The sequence below is a fragment of the Brevundimonas sp. VNH65 genome, from assembly GCF_049445955.1.
Lineage (GTDB): Bacteria > Pseudomonadota > Alphaproteobacteria > Caulobacterales > Caulobacteraceae > Brevundimonas.
This window is the reverse complement of sequence record NZ_JBMSDX010000007.1, coordinates 126,530-142,559: the sequence shown is the minus strand read 5'-3', so window position 1 is coordinate 142,559 and position 16,030 is coordinate 126,530. Positions and strand designations below refer to the sequence as shown.

At 70.2% G+C, this 16,030-nt stretch carries 20 protein-coding genes; 17 read left to right on the top strand and 3 right to left on the bottom strand.

Annotation, left to right across the window (positions count from 1 at the left end; genetic code table 11):
• Positions 1-10 precede the first annotated feature (10 nt).
• The 3 genes from ACO2Q1_RS12360 to ACO2Q1_RS12350 are packed head-to-tail and all read left to right on the top strand — an operon-like array spanning position 11 to position 1,889.
• Positions 11-1,195: a phage portal protein gene (locus ACO2Q1_RS12360; protein WP_423329772.1), complete on the top strand. Its 1,185-nt coding sequence runs from the start codon at positions 11-13 to the stop codon at positions 1,193-1,195.
• On the top strand, positions 1,192-1,422 hold the full coding sequence (locus tag ACO2Q1_RS12355) for a hypothetical protein (RefSeq protein ID WP_423329771.1): 231 nt from the start codon (positions 1,192-1,194) through the stop codon (positions 1,420-1,422). Before ACO2Q1_RS12360 ends, ACO2Q1_RS12355 begins: the two co-directional genes overlap by 4 nt.
• A 59-nt stretch (positions 1,423-1,481) precedes the next feature.
• Positions 1,482-1,889, top strand: coding sequence for an HK97 family phage prohead protease (locus tag ACO2Q1_RS12350; protein ID WP_423329770.1), 408 nt, complete (start codon positions 1,482-1,484; stop codon positions 1,887-1,889).
• Between the two features lie 253 nt (positions 1,890-2,142).
• On the opposite strand, the gene ACO2Q1_RS12345 is transcribed toward ACO2Q1_RS12350, so the two are convergent.
• On the bottom strand, positions 2,143-3,003 hold the full coding sequence (locus tag ACO2Q1_RS12345) for a hypothetical protein (protein WP_423329769.1): 861 nt from the start codon (positions 3,001-3,003) through the stop codon (positions 2,143-2,145).
• The gene (locus tag ACO2Q1_RS12340; RefSeq protein ID WP_423329768.1) at positions 3,000-3,590 is read right to left on the bottom strand and encodes a hypothetical protein; all 591 of its coding nucleotides are present in this window, start codon (positions 3,588-3,590) and stop codon (positions 3,000-3,002) included. Before ACO2Q1_RS12340 ends, ACO2Q1_RS12345 begins: the two co-directional genes overlap by 4 nt.
• Before the next feature lie 46 nt (positions 3,591-3,636).
• Between ACO2Q1_RS12340 and ACO2Q1_RS12335 the strand changes: the two genes are divergently transcribed.
• The 8 genes from ACO2Q1_RS12335 to ACO2Q1_RS12300 all read left to right on the top strand — a co-directional run bounded on the left by ACO2Q1_RS12335 (position 3,637) and on the right by ACO2Q1_RS12300 (position 7,552).
• Entirely contained in the window at positions 3,637-4,875 is a 1,239-nt protein-coding gene (locus ACO2Q1_RS12335) for a phage major capsid protein (protein ID WP_423329767.1), read from the top strand.
• A gap of 142 nt (positions 4,876-5,017) precedes the next feature.
• A complete protein-coding gene (locus tag ACO2Q1_RS12330) occupies positions 5,018-5,284 on the top strand; it encodes a head-tail connector protein (protein WP_423329766.1) in 267 nt (88 codons plus the stop codon).
• Entirely contained in the window at positions 5,281-5,580 is a 300-nt protein-coding gene (locus tag ACO2Q1_RS12325) for a phage head-tail adapter protein (protein WP_423329765.1), read from the top strand. The genes ACO2Q1_RS12330 and ACO2Q1_RS12325 overlap by 4 nt, the downstream gene beginning before the upstream one ends.
• On the top strand, positions 5,577-5,981 hold the full coding sequence (locus ACO2Q1_RS12320) for a DUF3168 domain-containing protein (RefSeq protein WP_423329764.1): 405 nt from the start codon (positions 5,577-5,579) through the stop codon (positions 5,979-5,981). Before ACO2Q1_RS12325 ends, ACO2Q1_RS12320 begins: the two co-directional genes overlap by 4 nt.
• A gap of 99 nt (positions 5,982-6,080) precedes the next feature.
• Entirely contained in the window at positions 6,081-6,497 is a 417-nt protein-coding gene (locus tag ACO2Q1_RS12315; protein ID WP_423329763.1) for a phage major tail protein, TP901-1 family, read from the top strand.
• Positions 6,494-6,802, top strand: coding sequence for a GTA-gp10 family protein (locus ACO2Q1_RS12310; RefSeq protein ID WP_423329762.1), 309 nt, complete (start codon positions 6,494-6,496; stop codon positions 6,800-6,802). Before ACO2Q1_RS12315 ends, ACO2Q1_RS12310 begins: the two co-directional genes overlap by 4 nt.
• A gap of 26 nt (positions 6,803-6,828) precedes the next feature.
• Entirely contained in the window at positions 6,829-6,987 is a 159-nt protein-coding gene (locus tag ACO2Q1_RS12305; protein WP_423329761.1) for a phage tail assembly chaperone, read from the top strand.
• Positions 6,977-7,552 carry a phage tail tape measure protein gene (locus tag ACO2Q1_RS12300; protein ID WP_423329760.1) on the top strand — a complete coding sequence of 192 codons (576 nt, stop codon included), beginning with the start codon at positions 6,977-6,979 and terminating at the stop codon, positions 7,550-7,552. Before ACO2Q1_RS12305 ends, ACO2Q1_RS12300 begins: the two co-directional genes overlap by 11 nt.
• Before the next feature lie 15 nt (positions 7,553-7,567).
• On the opposite strand, the gene ACO2Q1_RS12295 is transcribed toward ACO2Q1_RS12300, so the two are convergent.
• Positions 7,568-8,263 (bottom strand): DUF805 domain-containing protein, encoded by a 696-nt coding sequence (locus ACO2Q1_RS12295; protein ID WP_423329759.1) that lies wholly within the window; start codon positions 8,261-8,263, stop codon positions 7,568-7,570.
• Between the two features lie 95 nt (positions 8,264-8,358).
• Between ACO2Q1_RS12295 and ACO2Q1_RS12290 the strand changes: the two genes are divergently transcribed.
• Genes ACO2Q1_RS12290 through ACO2Q1_RS12265 form a run of 6 tightly spaced genes read left to right on the top strand, consistent with a single transcriptional unit; the run spans position 8,359 to position 15,967 of the window.
• Positions 8,359-8,976: a phage distal tail protein, Rcc01695 family gene (locus ACO2Q1_RS12290; RefSeq protein WP_423329758.1), complete on the top strand. Its 618-nt coding sequence runs from the start codon at positions 8,359-8,361 to the stop codon at positions 8,974-8,976.
• The gene (locus ACO2Q1_RS12285; protein WP_423329757.1) at positions 8,976-9,626 is read left to right on the top strand and encodes a DUF2163 domain-containing protein; all 651 of its coding nucleotides are present in this window, start codon (positions 8,976-8,978) and stop codon (positions 9,624-9,626) included. The genes ACO2Q1_RS12290 and ACO2Q1_RS12285 overlap by 1 nt, the downstream gene beginning before the upstream one ends.
• The gene (locus ACO2Q1_RS12280; RefSeq protein WP_423329756.1) at positions 9,623-10,069 is read left to right on the top strand and encodes an NlpC/P60 family protein; all 447 of its coding nucleotides are present in this window, start codon (positions 9,623-9,625) and stop codon (positions 10,067-10,069) included. The genes ACO2Q1_RS12285 and ACO2Q1_RS12280 overlap by 4 nt, the downstream gene beginning before the upstream one ends.
• On the top strand, positions 10,069-13,824 hold the full coding sequence (locus tag ACO2Q1_RS12275; protein ID WP_423329755.1) for a baseplate multidomain protein megatron: 3,756 nt from the start codon (positions 10,069-10,071) through the stop codon (positions 13,822-13,824). The genes ACO2Q1_RS12280 and ACO2Q1_RS12275 overlap by 1 nt, the downstream gene beginning before the upstream one ends.
• A 53-nt stretch (positions 13,825-13,877) precedes the next feature.
• Positions 13,878-14,801 (top strand): DnaJ C-terminal domain-containing protein, encoded by a 924-nt coding sequence (locus ACO2Q1_RS12270; protein WP_423329754.1) that lies wholly within the window; start codon positions 13,878-13,880, stop codon positions 14,799-14,801.
• 5 nt (positions 14,802-14,806) lie between these two features.
• A complete protein-coding gene (locus ACO2Q1_RS12265) occupies positions 14,807-15,967 on the top strand; it encodes a phosphoserine transaminase (RefSeq protein ID WP_423329753.1) in 1,161 nt (386 codons plus the stop codon).
• Positions 15,968-16,030: the final 63 nt, after the last annotated feature.

Below are 16,030 nucleotides of genomic sequence, written 5' to 3'. Positions count from 1 at the left end.
AGGAGATGCGATGACACCCTTCTGGCGACGGCCCCGAGCGGGTCGGCGGCGCGCGGACGCGCCGGAGTTCAAGGACAGCCGCGCGGGGCCGATGATCGCCCTGCACGGGACGGGTCGGCCGCGCTGGACCCCGCGCGACTATGCGAGTCTGGCCGACGAGGGGTTCGTGAAGAATCCGGTGGCCTATCGCTGCGTGCGGATGATCGCAGAGGCGGCGGCGTCGGTTCCGCTGGCGGTTTTCCGCGACGGCGTGAGGCGCGACGACGATCCGGCGGCGCGGCTGCTGGCCAAGCCGAACCCCGAACAGTCAGGCGTCGAGCTGCTGGAGGCGGTGCATATCGGTCTGCAGACGGCCGGCAACGCCTATGTCGAAGGCGTGGGCGCAGCCGGGCGGCCGCCCGACGAGGTGTGGGCCCTGCGTCCGGATCGGGTGAAGATCGTGCCGGGCCGTTCGGGCTGGCCCGAGGCCTATGACTATGAGGTCGCCGGGCGGTCGGTGCGGATCGGGCGGGAGGCGGACGGATGGTCGCCGGTCATGCACCTGAGGCTGCATCATCCGACGGACGACCACTACGGCCTGTCGCCGATGGAGGCGGCGGCCTTCGCCATCGACGTGCACAATGCGTCGGGGGCCTGGAACAAGGCGCTGCTGGACAATGCGGCGCGGCCGTCGGGGGCGCTGATCTACGGGGCGCGGGACGGCGAGCGGCTGACGACCGAACAGTTCGAGACGCTGAAGGCGGAGCTGGCCGACAGCCATCAGGGCGCGCGGAACGCGGGGCGGCCGCTGTTGCTGGAAGGCGGACTGGACTGGAAGCCGATGAGCCTGTCCCCGGCGGAGATGAACGTCATCGAGGGCAAGCATGCGGCGGCGCGGGAGATCGGCCTCGCCTTCGGCGTGCCGTCGCAACTGCTGGGGATTCCGGGGGAGGCGACCTACGCCAACTATCGCGAGGCGCAGCTGGCCTTCTGGCGGCAGGCGGTCCTGCCGCTGGTGAGGAAGACGGCCGGCGCGCTGTCGGGGTGGCTGGGTCAGCGGTCGCCCGGACTGAGGATCGAACCGGACCTGGAGGCGGTTGCGGCCCTGCAGCCCGAGCGCGACGCCCTGTGGGCGCGGCTGGCGGCGGCGCCGTTTCTGACGGTCGAGGAGCGGCGGCGGATGGCGGGCCTGGGACAGCTGGAGGCGGGAGAATGAGCGACGACTGGAGGCGGATCCCGCCGGCGGTGGTCGCCGCCCTGATCGTGCAGACGGCGGCGGCCCTGATCTGGGCCGGGGCGGCCTCGGCGCGGATCGCGGCGCTGGAGACCGGCGTCGGGTCGCAGGGCGAGGTCGCCGAGCGGCTGGCGCGGCTGGAGGAACAGGGCGTGGCGACGCGTCAGGCGGTGGAGCGGGTCGAGCGGCGGCTGGAGGGCGGCAGATGAGGGTGACGGCGTCAGCCCCCTCCACCGCTGCGCGGTCCCCCTCCCCCGATGGGGGAGGAATGGCGATCGAGGGTTATGCGTCCCTTTGGGGCGTGGCGGACCTGAACGGCGACGTGGTGGCCGAGGGGGCGTTCGCCGAGAGCCTGGCGCGGACGGGCGCCGAGGGCGTGCGGATGCTGAGCCGGCATGAGGCGGACGCGGTCGTCGGGGTGTGGGACGACGTCGTCGAGGACGGCAGGGGCCTGTTCGTCCGTGGACGGATCATGGACTGGTCGGCCGAGGCGCGACTGGCGCAGGCGACGGCTCGTGCGGGGGCGGTCGACGGGCTGTCGATCGGCTTTCGCACGGCGGCGGCGCGGCGCGAGGGGCGACTGAGGGTGCTGAGCCGGGTCGAGCTGTGGGAGGTGTCGTTGGTGGCGTTTCCGGCGTTGGTGGGGGCGCGGTTCAGGGTCGTGGGCGAAGGATGACATTCGGTCGATTGTCGATGCTCGAAAATTCCCTCTCCCGGTTGGGTGAGGGTTTGAGCGCACGGCGGCGCAGCCGTCGTCCTGGCGCTCAAGGGTGAGGGGACAATCGCTGCAGTCGGCGTGAGCCGTGTCACCGTCGGTGCGACGGCTGGCGCCGAATGCGAAGCCGCCCCCTCATCCGGCCCTGCGGGCCACCTTCTCCCAAACGGGAGAAGGAAGGATTGCGCGCGGGGGCCGGGAATGGGGTGCGGCGTCAGGAACCGGAAGGCGCCTTCTGTTGAGCTCGCCAGGACTTCAAGGCGTCGGCGATGATCGGCAGGGCCTTGGGCGAAGTGGCGGCCCGACCGATGAAAGCGACCAGGATGGCGGCCGCAACGGCGGGGACGTCGAAGATCAGATTGGCGAGGAAGGCCAGGGCGCCGAGCGTGACCCAGACGCCGACCTTGAGCGAGGCTCCGTCGAGGGGCGCTTCGGCCGGGGCGGGTGCGGCGACGGGAGCCGGCTCGCGTCGCTGGGGGGCGGCCTGTGGGGTGGCGGACTGTGGGGCTGGGGGCTTTCGAGCGGCGACGGTCTCTCCGGCGCGAGCCGGGCTGACGTGGACGACACGCGGCGGTGTCGGCTGCGCGCCGGCGGCGGGCGGGAGGCGGTGCGAGAGGTTGTCCACGTGCCGGCTGCCGGCTGTCTGATACGGAATCGATCGGCCCGAGGCGTCGAGGGTGAAGATTTCGGTGACGGGGACGGTCGCGAAGTCGATGGCGCGGGTGTCCTGGCCGTAGCTGTCGGCGTGCAGGCCCAGAAGTCGGCCATTGAGAAGTTCGACCTGGAAGGACACGGCCTCGCGCAAACCGGACAGCATGGCGTGGACCGTGCCGAAGCGGCCGGTCGGGCCAGAGCCCGGGGTTGGGTAAGCCGGGGGCCGGGCGAGATCGACGACGGTTTCGGCGTAGTAGCCGAAGGCGGTGTTGCGGCGCAGGCCGGGCCGGGCGTTCTGAAACTGTCCGGCGAGGTCGGGGACGGTCTGGCGCAGGTCGTGAGCCAGGGCCGCCATCAGGCGGGTCTCCAGCGCGGTGAAGCGCGGGGGGCTGTGGACCTGACGGCGGTATCTGTCGGTCATGCCGAGGCCTGTGTCTGTGATGCGGAGGTCAGGCGTCGGTTCGACTCACTGGCCCACATCAGAAAAGACAGGAGTAGGCCGAGGGCGAGAACAGAAGCGAAGATCAGGTCTGCGTAGCGATCAAGGACTCCGCCATCCATCGCGCGCCATTCGGGTGACGGCCAACTCGGGGCGACGAGGGCGAGCAGGCCGACGATCCAGCCGATCCAGGCAGGTACTGCAAGCCAACGGTTCGCCCGACTCAGAACCTTGACGAAGCGGCGAAAGAAGACCGGGGGATTCAGGCCCCCCGCCGGAGGATCGTGCCACGCTTCGAATCCGTTTCGTCTGGGCTGATGCAGCCGTGCGAGCGGGGTCGTCGCAGGGGGTTGTGAGCGGTTCGCCAAGAACCCCAACAGCCACGCCATGAAGATCAGGCCGATGAAGGCGGGGATCAGAAAAAGAAACGCGTAGTCGGGCGCCGTCTCGACGCCAGAGAGCCGCGCCGCCGCCAGGGACGCCATCAGCATATTCAAGAGTCGAAAGATCAGACCATCCAGGAGGGTGTTCTGGATCGCGTCGATCAATTTCCGGGCGAGCTGAGGCACGCCCCGAACCTAACCGCGACCTGCGGTTTCTCAAACCGGAGACATCATGAAAGAGACCAAACACGTCCCCGCTTCGGCGGAGGCGCGCGCCGTGCTGCACGACATGCTGGCGGCGTTCGAGGCGTTCAAGGGCGCGAACGACGCGCGGCTGGACGAGATCGAGCGCAAGAGCTCGGCCGACGTGCTGCTGGAGGAGAAGGTGGCGCGCATCGATCAGGCGGTGGCCGGCGCCCAGGCGCGGCTGGACCGGATGGTCAGCGAGATGCGGCGGCCGGCGATCGGGACGGCCGTGCCGATCACCCCCGTTCATGAGGCGCCGGGCCTGGAAGCCAAGCAGGCGTTCGAGGGGTATGTGCGGACGGGCGCGTCGGCGCTGCTGGAGGTGAAGGCGGGGCTGTCGTCGGCGCCGAGTTCGGGCGGCTATGTGGTTCCGCCAGAGACGGAGCGGGCGATCGAGCGGCGGCTGATGGCGGTGTCGCCGATGCGCGAGATCGCCACGGTGCGCACGGTGGCGGCCGGGGTGTTCAGGAAGCCGGTGTCGACGGCGGGCGTGGCCTGCGGCTGGGCGGCGGAGACGGCGGCCCGGCCGGAGACCGATCCGGCGACCCTGGCCCTGCTGGAGTTTCCCTCGGCCGATCTCTACGCCTGTCCGGCGGCGACGCAGAACCTGCTGGACGACGCCCTGGTCGATCTGGACGACTGGCTGGCCTCGGAGGTTGAAGACGCCTTCGCAGCACAGGAGACGGAGGCCTTCGTCAACGGCGACGGGACCAACAAGCCGCGCGGCTTTCTGGACTATGATCTCGTGGCCGAGGCCGATCAGGAATGGGGCGAGATCGGCTATGTGGCGTCGGGTGCGGCCGGCGCCTTCGCCGCGACCAGTCCGACGGACCGGCTGATCGACCTGATCTATGCGCCCAGGGCCCAGTATCGGCCGGGCGCCCGGTTCGTGATGAACCGACGGACCGTTTCGACGGTGCGCAAGTTCAAGGACGCGGACGGCAACTACATCTGGACGCCGGCGACGCGACCGGGCGAGACGGCGTCGCTGCTCGGCTATGCGGTGACCGAGATCGAGACCATGCCGGACATCGCGGCCAACAGCGCCGCCATCGCCTTCGGCGACTTCCGCCGGGGCTATCTGATCGTCGACCGGGCCGGGGTGCGGGTGCTGAGGGACCCCTATTCGGCCAAGCCCTATGTGCTGTTCTACACCACCAAGCGCGTGGGTGGCGGGGTGCAGAACTTCGACGCGATCAAGGTGATGAAGTTCGCCGCCTCGTAAGGACGAGTGACGAGTGGTTGGTGGCGAGTGACGAGCGAAGCGCCGCTCGCCACCGACGGTTCCTAACGGTGAGGGCGATGGGGTTCGGCGATCTCGCCACTCGCCATGCGTCACTCGCCCCTATCAAGCAAAGCGAGATTTCATGACCGAACCCGTCACTCTGGCGGAGGCGAAACTGTTCCTGCGCGCGGCGGAGCCGGCGGAGGACGCGTTGATCGCGACCCTGATCGCGGCGGCGCGGGCGCGAGTGGAAGGCGAGACGGGACTGGCGCTGGACGCCGAGGCGCCGGCGCCCCTGAGGCTGGCGATCCTGATGCTGACGCTGAGGGCCTATGAGCGCGGGGAGGCGGAGATCGACATCCGGCCCGTCGAGGCCTGGATCGCGCCCTATCGAAAGATGCGGCTGTGAGCGGGGCCTGGATCCTGGCCGAGATCATGGAGCCGCTGGAGGCCGAGACCCCCTACGGCGGACGGTCGGTCAGCTGGGTCGAGCAGGGTCAGGTCTGGCTGAGACCCGGCGCCGAGCGACCGACCGAAACGTCCGAGGACGGACGTCGGCGTGAGGGGCGGAGGCTGACGGCGGAGGCGCGGCGGGACGGTCGGCTGGCGATCGGACGGGTGTTGCGGTTTCGCGGCGGCGACTGGCGCGTGTGGGCGACAACGCTGGACGGCGGGATGCGGCTGGAGCTGGAGGCGCTGACATGAGTCATGAGAACGCCCTGGCCAGGGGCCTGATCGCGCGGTTGGCGGGCGATGCGGCGGTGACGGCCCTGCTGGGCGAGCCGCCGCGCATCTGGGACGAACCGCCGGCGAATGCGGTCGCGCCCTGGCTGCGGATCGGGCGCAGCGAGAGCCGACCCGTGGGCGCGGACGGCGGAGGCGTGGAGCACCGGCTGAGCCTGAGCTGCGTGTCGCGGTTCGGCGGAAGCGAGGAGGCCAAGGCGGTCTGCGCCGCCGTCAGGGCGGCCCTGGACGATGCGGAGATCGTCGCCGACGGGGTCCGGACGGTCAGCCTGAGAACCGTCTTCACCGACGTGTTCCGCAGCGGCGACGGGCGGCGGACCTATGGGGTCATGCGGCTGAGGGCCGTGACGGAAGACGCCTGAGTCCGGCGGAAAAGACTGTTTCGGAGCGGCTGGGTCCTCGGCCCGGCCTGTGCGGGCGGCGCCCGCTCCGTTGGCCGAGGATGACGAGGATCTACAGACATGGGCGCGCAACGCGGCAAGGACCTTCTGCTCAAGATCGGCGACGGCGGGTCGCCGGAGACGTTCGTCACGGTGGCGGGCCTGAGGGCGCGGACCGTGTCCCTGAACGCGCGGACGGTGGATGTGACGGACGGCGACAGCGCCGGACGGTGGCGGGAGTTGCTGGCCGGAGCCGGAGTGCGGTCGGCGGCGGTGTCCGGCCAGGGGGTGTTCCGGGACGCGGCGTCGGACGCCCTGATCCGCGAGGTCTTCTTCAGCCAGGCGGCGCGAAGCTGGCGGTTGATCGTGCCGGATTTCGGGACGCTGGAGGGGCCGTTCCTGGTGTCGGCGCTGGAATATGCCGGAGAGCATGAGGGTGAGGCGAGCTTCGCCATGAGCCTGGCCAGCGCGGGCGAGATCGGGTTCTCGGCGCTTTGACCGCGACGCCTGAGATCGGGAATGCGGCGCGGGGCGAGGCGACGGCGATCCTGGCGGGGCAGTCCCGACGGCTGTGCCTGACGCTGGGCGCCCTGGCCGAGATCGAGACGGGCCTGGGACTGGAGGGCGTCGGCGCGCTGGCGGAACGGATGCGGAAATTGTCCGCCGGGGATCTGATGCTGGTGCTGGCGGCCCTGCTGAGGGGCGGGGGCGAGGCCGAGTTCGCACGGACGCTGGCGACGGCGCCGGTCAGCGCGCCGGAGGCGGCCGAGGCCGTGGCGGCGGCGTTCGCGGCGGCGGCGTGACCGGCGTGGATTCGGGGTGGGGTCCGATGCTGAGGACGGCGCTGGCGATGGGACTGGCGCCTGACGCGTTCTGGCGGCTGTCGCTGCGGGAATGGCGGATGCTGACGGGCGCGCCGGCGGGCTCGACGCCGTTGAGCCGGACCGAGTTCGAGCGGATGAGGGAGGTCTGGCCCGATGACGGATGAGATGATGCGGGAAGCCGAAAGCCTGTCGGACGTGCCGGTGCGCGCGGCGGAGGCGGCGGCGGCGCTGGAGGCGTTGCAGGCGCCGGCCGAACGGGCGGCCTCGGCGATCGAGGCGGCGTTCGGGCGCGCGGGCGAAAGCCTGACGCGGTCGCTGGCGCGGGCGGCGGCCGACGGGGAGATCAGCCTGGCCGAGTTGGCCCGGGCCGCGCTGGCGACGGTGAACGCCCTGGCGGGAATCGGCGGAGGCGGCGGCGCGGGCGGCCCGACCGGCGCGGGGCTGGGGGCCGCCGTGGCGAGGGCGGTCGGAGGACTGTTCGGCGGCGGCTTCGGCGGGGCGCGGGCCGACGGCGGCGCGGTGATGCGCGACGGCGCCTATCTGGTCGGGGAGCGCGGACGCGAGGTGTTCCGCCCGTCTTCGACAGGGACGATCGAACCCGCGACGAGCGTCGCGCCAGTCACGGTGAACCTGAGCCTGGCCGGAGGACCGGAGAGCCTGCTGAGGTCGGAGGCCCAGATCGCCCAGATGCTGGCGCGCGCCATCAGCCTGGGCGCGCGCCGGATGTAGAGACGGGGCTCTGGCTCACTCGCCCTTGGGATTCGGACCGAACCGGTTGGATCCGGGACGACCGGGGGTCAGGAGCACCCACAGGAAGAAGCCCAGGCAGATGAGCGTGACCAGGGCGATGATCCCGAACATCGGACCGATGACGGCGAGGATGGCCGCGGGATCTTCGTCCTCCAGGCCCTGAAGGTTGAACAGGACCGAGAAGCCCACGAGGGATCCGCCGATGATGAAACCGCCGATACTGGCGACCCAGGGGATGACGGCCAGCCAGCCGGTCTGCCCCATGTCGTGCAGGCGCTTCACCGTGATGGCGGTGTTGGGCCAGATCAGCAGCAGGGAGATCAGCGACCCGATCAGGGGCAGCCAGCCGGTGAGGATCCCGACGGCGAACAGGATCAGCCAGCCGATGCCGAAGTGGGTGCGTCGAATGCGGCCGTCAAAGCTGATGAACAGCGACCGCCAGTCGATGGCGTCGGCGGCCGAGGTCGACGGTGTGAAGCCGGCGGCGGACAGGGGTTCGGCCTGGGGCGGGGTGACCAGGATCATGATCTGGACCGCCTGGTTGTCCACGGCGACGAAGTCGACGCGCTTGGCCGGAGCCGGCGCGCCGCTCTGAACGTCGGTGGCGTTGAAGTCGTAACGCTGGCCGTCGTCGCCGCTGATCAGGCCCGCGCCCGTGGTGTCGTCGAAGGTGAGAATTTCACCGCGCATCCGTCGCCCTCCCCGGCGTGGCGGGGCGAGATCGCCCCGAAAACGAGACTGGCCCATGCGGCGGCCGGCGACAAGTTACGGAAAGGAAGGACGGGATGGGGTTCGACGAGGTTCGCCTGCCGCTGCGGCTGGCGTTCGGATCGACGGGAGGGGTGGAGCGACGCACCGAGGTCGTCACCCTGGCCTCGGGGTTCGAGCGACGGTCGACGCCCTGGGCCCACGGTCGGCGACGATACCTGATCGGGGCCGGTCTGCGGTCGCTGGACGACATGGCCGACCTGACCGCCTTCTTCGAGGCGAGGCGCGGCAGGTTGAGAGCGTTCCGGTTTCGCGACTTCGCCGACTTCAAGTCCTGTGCGCCGGGCGCGAGCATCGCGCCCACGGACCAGGTTCTCGGCGAAGGCGACGGGATTCGGGTTCGCTTTCAGCTGAGCAAGACCGCCGGCGGCGTGAGCAGGGACATCCGCAAGCCGGTCGAGGGAACGGTGCGCGCGGCCCTGGACGGCGTCGAACTGCCGGCCGACGAATTCTCGGTCGATCTGACGATGGGCCATATCGACCTGAACGAACCGCCGGCGTCGGGGGCGACTGTAGCGGCGGGGTTCGAGTTCGACACGCCGGTGCGGTTCGACACCGACCGGATCGAGGTGACGCTGGAAGGTTTCGGCGCGGGCCGTGTCGTCGCCGTCCCGCTAATCGAGGTTCGGGTCTGATGCGGGACGTGCCGGAGGCGCTGACCGCGCGGATCGAAAGCGGCGCCGCGACCCTGTGCCATGCCTGGTTGCTGAGACCGGGCGAGGGCGCGGCGATGGGTTTCACCGATCATGACCGCGATCTGGAGCTGGACGGCGTGGTTTGTCGCGCGGCGAGCGGCCTGACCCAGGGCGCCGTCGGCGCCGCAACGGGACTGGCGCCCGGCGACATGGCGATCGGCGGGGCGACCGACGATCGGCTCGCGGAGATCGACATTCTGGCGGGCCGATATGACGGCGCGCGGCTGGAGACCTGGCGGGTCGACTGGGAGCAGCCGGACCTGAAGGTGCGGATCTGGTCCGGAACGATCAGCCGCATCCGACGCGAGGGCGATGCCTTCGTCGCCGAACTGGACGGGCCGATGGCCGCGCTGGAACGGGTAGTCGGCCGGACCTATGGCCGCAGCTGCGACGCGCGGTTGGGAGACGTTCGGTGCGGCGTCGATCGCGACGCCTTTCCGGGTCTGGACTGCGACAAGACCTGGGCGACCTGTCGCGGGGTTTTCGGCAACAGCGTCAACTTTCAGGGGTTCCCGGACATTCCGGGTGACGACTTCCTGACGGTCTATCCGGCGACCGGCGGGCGTCATGACGGAGGGAGCCGCCGATGAGCGCGGTCCTGAGGGCGGCGCGAGGCTGGCTGGGCACCCCCTATCGGCATCAGGCCAGCGTCAGGGGCGAGGGCGCGGACTGTCTGGGTCTGGTGCGCGGGGTGTGGCGGGAGGTGGTCGGGCCTGAGCCGGAGGCGCCGCCTCCCTATTCGCCGGACTGGGCCGAGGCGGGCGGCGAGGAGCGACTGGCGCGGGCGCTGGAGCGATGGCTCCGGCCGATTCCGACGGAGGCGGCCCGGCCGGGACAGGTGTTGCTGTTCCGCATGTCCGAAGGATCAGCGGCCAAACATTGTGCGGTCCTGTCGGAAGGATCGGCCGTGGAGGGGTCGGGGAGGATGATCCACGCCTACTGGGGGCGGGCGGTGGTCGAAAGCTGGCTGGGCGACTGGTGGCGGCGGCGGCTGACGGCGGCCTTCGCCTGGCCGACGGAGGGGGAAAACTGATGGCGCAGGTCGTTCTGGGGGCGGTCGGGGGCGCGGTCGCGGGCGGGCTGGGACGGGCCGTCGGCTCCGCGCTGGGCGGGTTGGTGGACCGGGCCGTCATCAGCAGCCTGTCGCCGGCGCGGCAGCGGGGGCCAAGGCTTGAGGGGCTGAGGGTGCAGTCCTCGGCGGAGGGCGCGCCGATGGCCTGCGTCTTGGGCCGGGCGCGGGTGACGGGTCAACTGATATGGGCGGCTCGGTTTCGCGAAACCCGCAAGGAGGAGGGCGGCGGCAAGGCCGGACAGAAGACGGTCGAGACCGCCTATTCCCTGAGCTTTGCCGTCGCCCTTTGCGAGGGGCCGATCACCGGGGTCGGCCGCATCTGGGCGGACGGCCAGCCCATGGACATGACCGGGGTGGCGATGCGGGTTCATCTCGGCGAGGCGGATCAGCCGCCGGACCCGCTGATCGAGGCCGTCGAAGCGGGCGAGACGCCCGCCTATCGGGGTACAGCCTATGTGGTGTTCGAGGATCTGTCTCTTGCGCGTTACGGCAATCGGCCGCCGCAGCTGAGTTTCGAGGTCATACGGCGCGTCGGCGGCGAGGGGCTGGACGACAGCCTGGAGGGCGTCTGCCTGATTCCCGGCGCGGGCGAGTTCGTCCTGGCCTCGGAGCCCGTATTCCGTCGCGACGGTCTGGCCAGGGCGACCGCCGAGAATGTGCATCAGGTGGAGAGCCGTTCCGACTTTCTGACCTCCGTCGAACAGCTGGCGCTTCGGTTTCCCAAGCTGAAACGGGTGAACCTGGTCGTCGGCTGGTTCGGTGATGACCTGAGGGCCGGACACTGTCGCGTGCGGCCGGGCGTGGAGCGTCGGGACAAGATCACCACGCCTCAGACCTGGTCGGTCGCAGGCCTTGGACGAGCCGAGGCGCATCTCATTTCCGACCATGAAGGGGCTCCGGCTTATGGGGGCACGCCCTCGGATGAAAGCGTGCGTCAGGCCGTCGCGACGCTGAAGTCGCGGGGCTGGCAGGTGGTGCTTTACCCGTTCATCTTCATGGACATCCCGCCCGGCAACGGGCTGGAAGACCCCTACGGCGACCCGGAGCAGGCGGCCTATCCCTGGCGCGGACGCATCCGGGGCGAGGACGGGGCCGAGGCCGCGACGCAGATCGCGGCCCTGTTCGGCGGTCCGGAAGACTGGGGGCTTCGTCGGCTGGCGTTGCATTATGCGGCGCTGGTCGCGGAGACGGGGGCGGACGGCCTGCTGATCGGGTCGGAGATGCGCGGCGTCACCTGGACCCGGGACGCGGACGGGGGGCATCCGGCCGTGACCGAATACCGGAGCCTGGCCGCCGAATGTCGGGCCATCGTGGGCCCGGACGCCAGCCTGTCCTATGCGGCCGACTGGTCTGAGTACGCCAGTCACAGGCCGGAGGACGGAACGGGCGACGTGGTCTTTCATCTGGACCCGCTGTGGAGCGATCCGGCGATCGATCATGTGGCGATCGACTGGTATCCGCCCATGGGCGACTGGCGCGAGGGCGAGGGCGGGATTGATGCGCCCGGCGTCTGGGGGCCGGATGACCCGGCCTATCTGGCCGCCCAGGTCGCGGGCGGGGAAGGGTTCGACTGGCACTATCCCAATGCGACCGCGCGGGAGGCTCAGGCCCGTGCGCCGATCACCGACGGTGCGCATGGAGAGGACTGGGTCTATCGGGTCAAGGATCTGGTCGGATGGTGGTCGAACGCTCATCACGATCGTGTGGGCGGCGTTCGCAGCCCGGCCGCCACGGCCTGGGAACCGGCCATGAAGCCGATCCGGCTGACGGAGTTCGGATGCGCCGCCGTCGATCGCGGGGCCAATGCGCCGAACCTGTTTCTCGACCCGAAGAGCGCCGAGAGCGGCCTGCCGCCGCATTCGACCGGCGCGCGCGATGACCGGATGCAGAAGCGCATGCTGGAGGCCATTCTGGCCCACTTCGACAGACCGGAGAACAACCCTCTTTCATCGGCCTATGAAGGGCGGATGTTGCAGGGCGCCGACGCCTGGTGCTGGGACGCCCGGCCGTTCCCCGCCTTTCCGGCGCGGGAAGACGTATGGGCGGACGCCGCAGCCTGGCGGCGCGGACACTGGCTGAATGGCCGCGCCGGCGGCGAGGGCGCCGAGATCCTGACGGCGGTGCTGCGACGCGGGGGCCTGGAGGACGACGCGTTCGAGGTCGGGGATACGCAGGAGATGCTGACCGGATACGTTATCGATCGACCGATGCGGACGCGCGACGCGGTGGAGCCCCTGATGACGGCCCTGGGTCTGGCGGCCGCCGAACGGGGCGGGCGGCTGGTCTTCGTCGGGGATGAGCCGACGGTCACGACCTTGGGTCTGGACGCGCTGGCGCTGGATGACGCCGCCGACGCCTCGGTGCGGATGCGGGCCCTGGAGGCGTCGCCCGACGCCGTGCGGGTGAGGTTTCTCGACGAGACGGCGGACTATCAGGTCGGGTCGGCGGTCGTGCGGTCCGAAACGGGAAGCGGCGGCGGTGCAGACATAGACCTGCCGGTCGTTTGCGAGGCGCGACTGGCCACCCATGTCGCGCGACAGGCGCTGGCCGAAGCGGAGGCGAGCGAGGCGCTGGCGGTGAGGCTGGGGCCCCTGGAGGCGCTGCGGCTGGAAGCCGGAGATCAGGTTTGGGTCGAGGGACGCTCAGGCGCCTGGAGGATCGACCGGATCGCGCTGGACGAGGCGGCGACCGCGACCCTCGCGCCGGTCGTTCGCGCAGACCGCCTGGATATGACCCCGGAATGGCGGACGCCGGATTCGCCCTCGCCGCCCGGCGCGCCGTTTCTGCGTCTGCTGGACCTGCCGCCGTTGTTTGATGACCCCGGAGATTCTCGGCTTCTGGCGGCGGTGGCCGGGGATCCGTGGACGCCGATGCAGGTGTGGGCCGGAGTCGCGCCCGAACATCTGACTCCACGTGGTCAGGCGTTGAGGTCGGCGACGGTCGGTCGACTGGTGGAGCCGGTCGGCGCCGGCTCGGCTGGGCGGTGGGATCGGGTCCGGTCACTGCTGGTCAGGGTGGAAGGCGATGCGCCGAGCAGCCGCCCGGACATCGCGGTGCTGGGCGGTGAGAACCTGCTGGCGCTGGAGACGGCGTCAGGCTGGGAACTGGTGCAATTTCGTGTCGCTGAACCCGCGCCGGGCGGACTGTGGCGGCTGAGCGGTCTGCTGCGCGGCCAGAGGGGAACCGAGGCTGAGGCAGGCGCCGGGGCGTCGGAGGGCGCCGCCCTGGTGTTCCTGAACGGCGAATTGGTCCGGCTGGCGGAGCGCGCAGATGAGCGTGGACTGCCTATGATCTGGCGGGCGGCGCCGGTCGGAAACCCGCCCGGCGGCCCGACGATGACGGAGGTGGTCGGGACGTTCGACGGTCGGCGCTCGCGCACCTGGGCGCCGGTCGGACTGAGGGTGGCGTCACAGGTCGATGGCCTGGCGGTGAGCTGGATCGGGCGATCGCCGACTGACCTGGACGGGTGGGGCGCCGCGGAAGCAGGCTCGAATGCCGACGAAACCTATCGGGTCCGGTTGTCGCAAGGCGACGAGGAGCGGAGCGTCCGGGTGGTGGAAAGCGCGGATATGTTCCTGTCGAACGCCGACGTCGCGGCGGCGTTTCCGGACGGTCTGGATGCGGAGTCCCGGGCCGGCGTGGCGCAGAAGGGGGCGGATGGGCGGTGGGGACCGGAGGTCATGATCAGTCTGGGCGACGGATTCCCATTGCTTTGAGGGGCGCATCGCTTAACTGACGATCCTTGGCATGATGCGGAGGACGATCTGACGTGGCGGGCGATCCCTATAAGGAGCTGGGCGTTTCCAGGGGCGCGAGCGCGGACGAGATCAAGAAGGCCTTTCGCAGGCTGGCCAAGGATCTGCACCCCGACAAGAATCCCGGTGATGCAGCCGCAGAGGATCGGTTCAAGCGTGTGACCGCGGCGTTCGACCTGCTGGGCGACGCCGAGAAGAAGGCCAAATACGACTCCGGCCAGATCGACGCCGACGGCCGAGAGCAATATGCGGGTTTCGGCGGCGCGGGCGGCGGAGGTTTCAGCGGCTTCGACTTCGGCAAGGGCGCGCGTCACACCGGCGGTCCAGGAGGACGCGCCAGTTTCGACGACCTGGATCTGGACGCGATCTTCGGCCAGTTCGGCTCGGGCATGCGCGGCGGTCCGCGCGGCGGGTTCGGGGGCGGCAAGGGCGCAGACGTACGGGCCACCCTGGAGATCAGCCTGGAGGACGCGATCGCCGGCGCGGTGCGGCGTATCCAGTTTTCCGATGGCCGAACCCTGGACGTCACCATTCCCAAGGGAGCGACGGACGGTCAGACGATCCGGCTGAAAGGCCAGGGCTCGGCGGGGCGAACGGAGGCGGGAGACGCCCTGATCGAGCTGAAGATCGCGGCGCATCCCCTGTACCGGATCGACGGCGCGGACCTGACGATGGATCTGCCGGTGTCGGTTCCCGATGCGGTGCTGGGCGCAAAGGTGCGCGTGCCGACGCCGGAGGGGGAGGTGGTCATGACCCTGCCGGCGGGGTCGAATTCGGGCAAGGTGCTGCGCCTGAAGGGGCGTGGGGCGATGGCGAACGGCCGTCGCGGAGATCTGCTGGCGAAGCTGGTCGTCACCCTGCCGGAAGATCCGGACGAGGCGTTGACGAAGTTCGCCGAGGACTGGCGGACAAAGCGCCCCTACACGCCGGGGCGGTGATGACGATGATCGTGAAACCCGATGTACGGCCCAAGCGGCCCTGGTTCTCATCCGGACCGACGGCCAAGCGTCCAGGTTATTCGCCGGCGGCCCTGCCGACCGAGCTGTTGGGGCGCGGCATTCGTGCGCCGGAGGTCGTGGAGCGGTTCGCACACGCCCTGAAGCTGACGCGCGAGCTGCTGCAGGTCCCGGCGGAGTTTCAGATGCTCTATACGCCTGGGTCGCAGACCGGGGCGATCGAGGCGGCCCTGTGGGGGATGCTGGGCGAGCGGCCGGTCCAGGTTGTGGCGTTCGAGAACTTCGGCAAACAGTGGGAGACGGCGGTTCGCGACCGGCTGAAGCTGGAGCCGGAGGTGCTGTCGGCCGACTGGGGCCGGCTGCCGGATCTGACCAGGGTCGATCCGCAAAAGGATCTGGTCTTTCCCTGGAACGGCACGACGGCGGGCGTGCGCGTGTCGAACGCGGACTTCATCTCGGCGGATCGCGAGGGCATCGTGATCTGTGATGCGACCTCGGCGGCGTTTTCGATGCCGCTGGACTGGTCCAAGCTGGATGTGGTGGCCTTTTCCTTCCAGAAGGCGCTGGGCGGCGAGGCGGGTATCGGCGTTATGTGCCTGTCGCCGCGCGCGGTGGCGCGGCTGGATAGCTTCGTCCCGGACCGGCCACTGCCCAAGGTGCTCAAGCTGACCGCCGAGAAGGGCGGATTCGACCGGGCTCTGGCCGAGGGCGTGGCGATCAACACCTTCTCCGTCCTGACCATCGAGGACTGGATCGATGCTGTGGAATGGGGGCTGGGCGTCGGCGGATTGCCGGAGCTGATCCGGCGTACGGACGCGAACTTCGCCGTCCTGGCCGACTGGGTCGAGAGGACTCCGTGGATCGACTTCCTGGCCGAGACGCCGGAGACGCGCTCGACCACATCGGTCTGTCTGAAGTTCGTCGATCCGCGCGTGGCCGGTCTGGACGAGGCGGGGCGCTACGAGTTCGTGATGCGCTTCAAGGCGCTGTTGGAAGCCGAGGGCGCTGCGTTCGACGTCGAATCCTACCGCCGGGCGCCGGCGGGTCTGAGGATCTGGTGCGGGGCGACAGTCGAGGCCGAAGACGTGGCTGCGGCCCTGCCCTGGCTGGAGTGGGCGTTCGAGGTCGTGGTGTCTGAGCACGGATAAATGTCGCGTCCGGGAGGACATCCGCTGATTCCCCGGCTATAGGCTGCGCCCGCATTCAGCGGA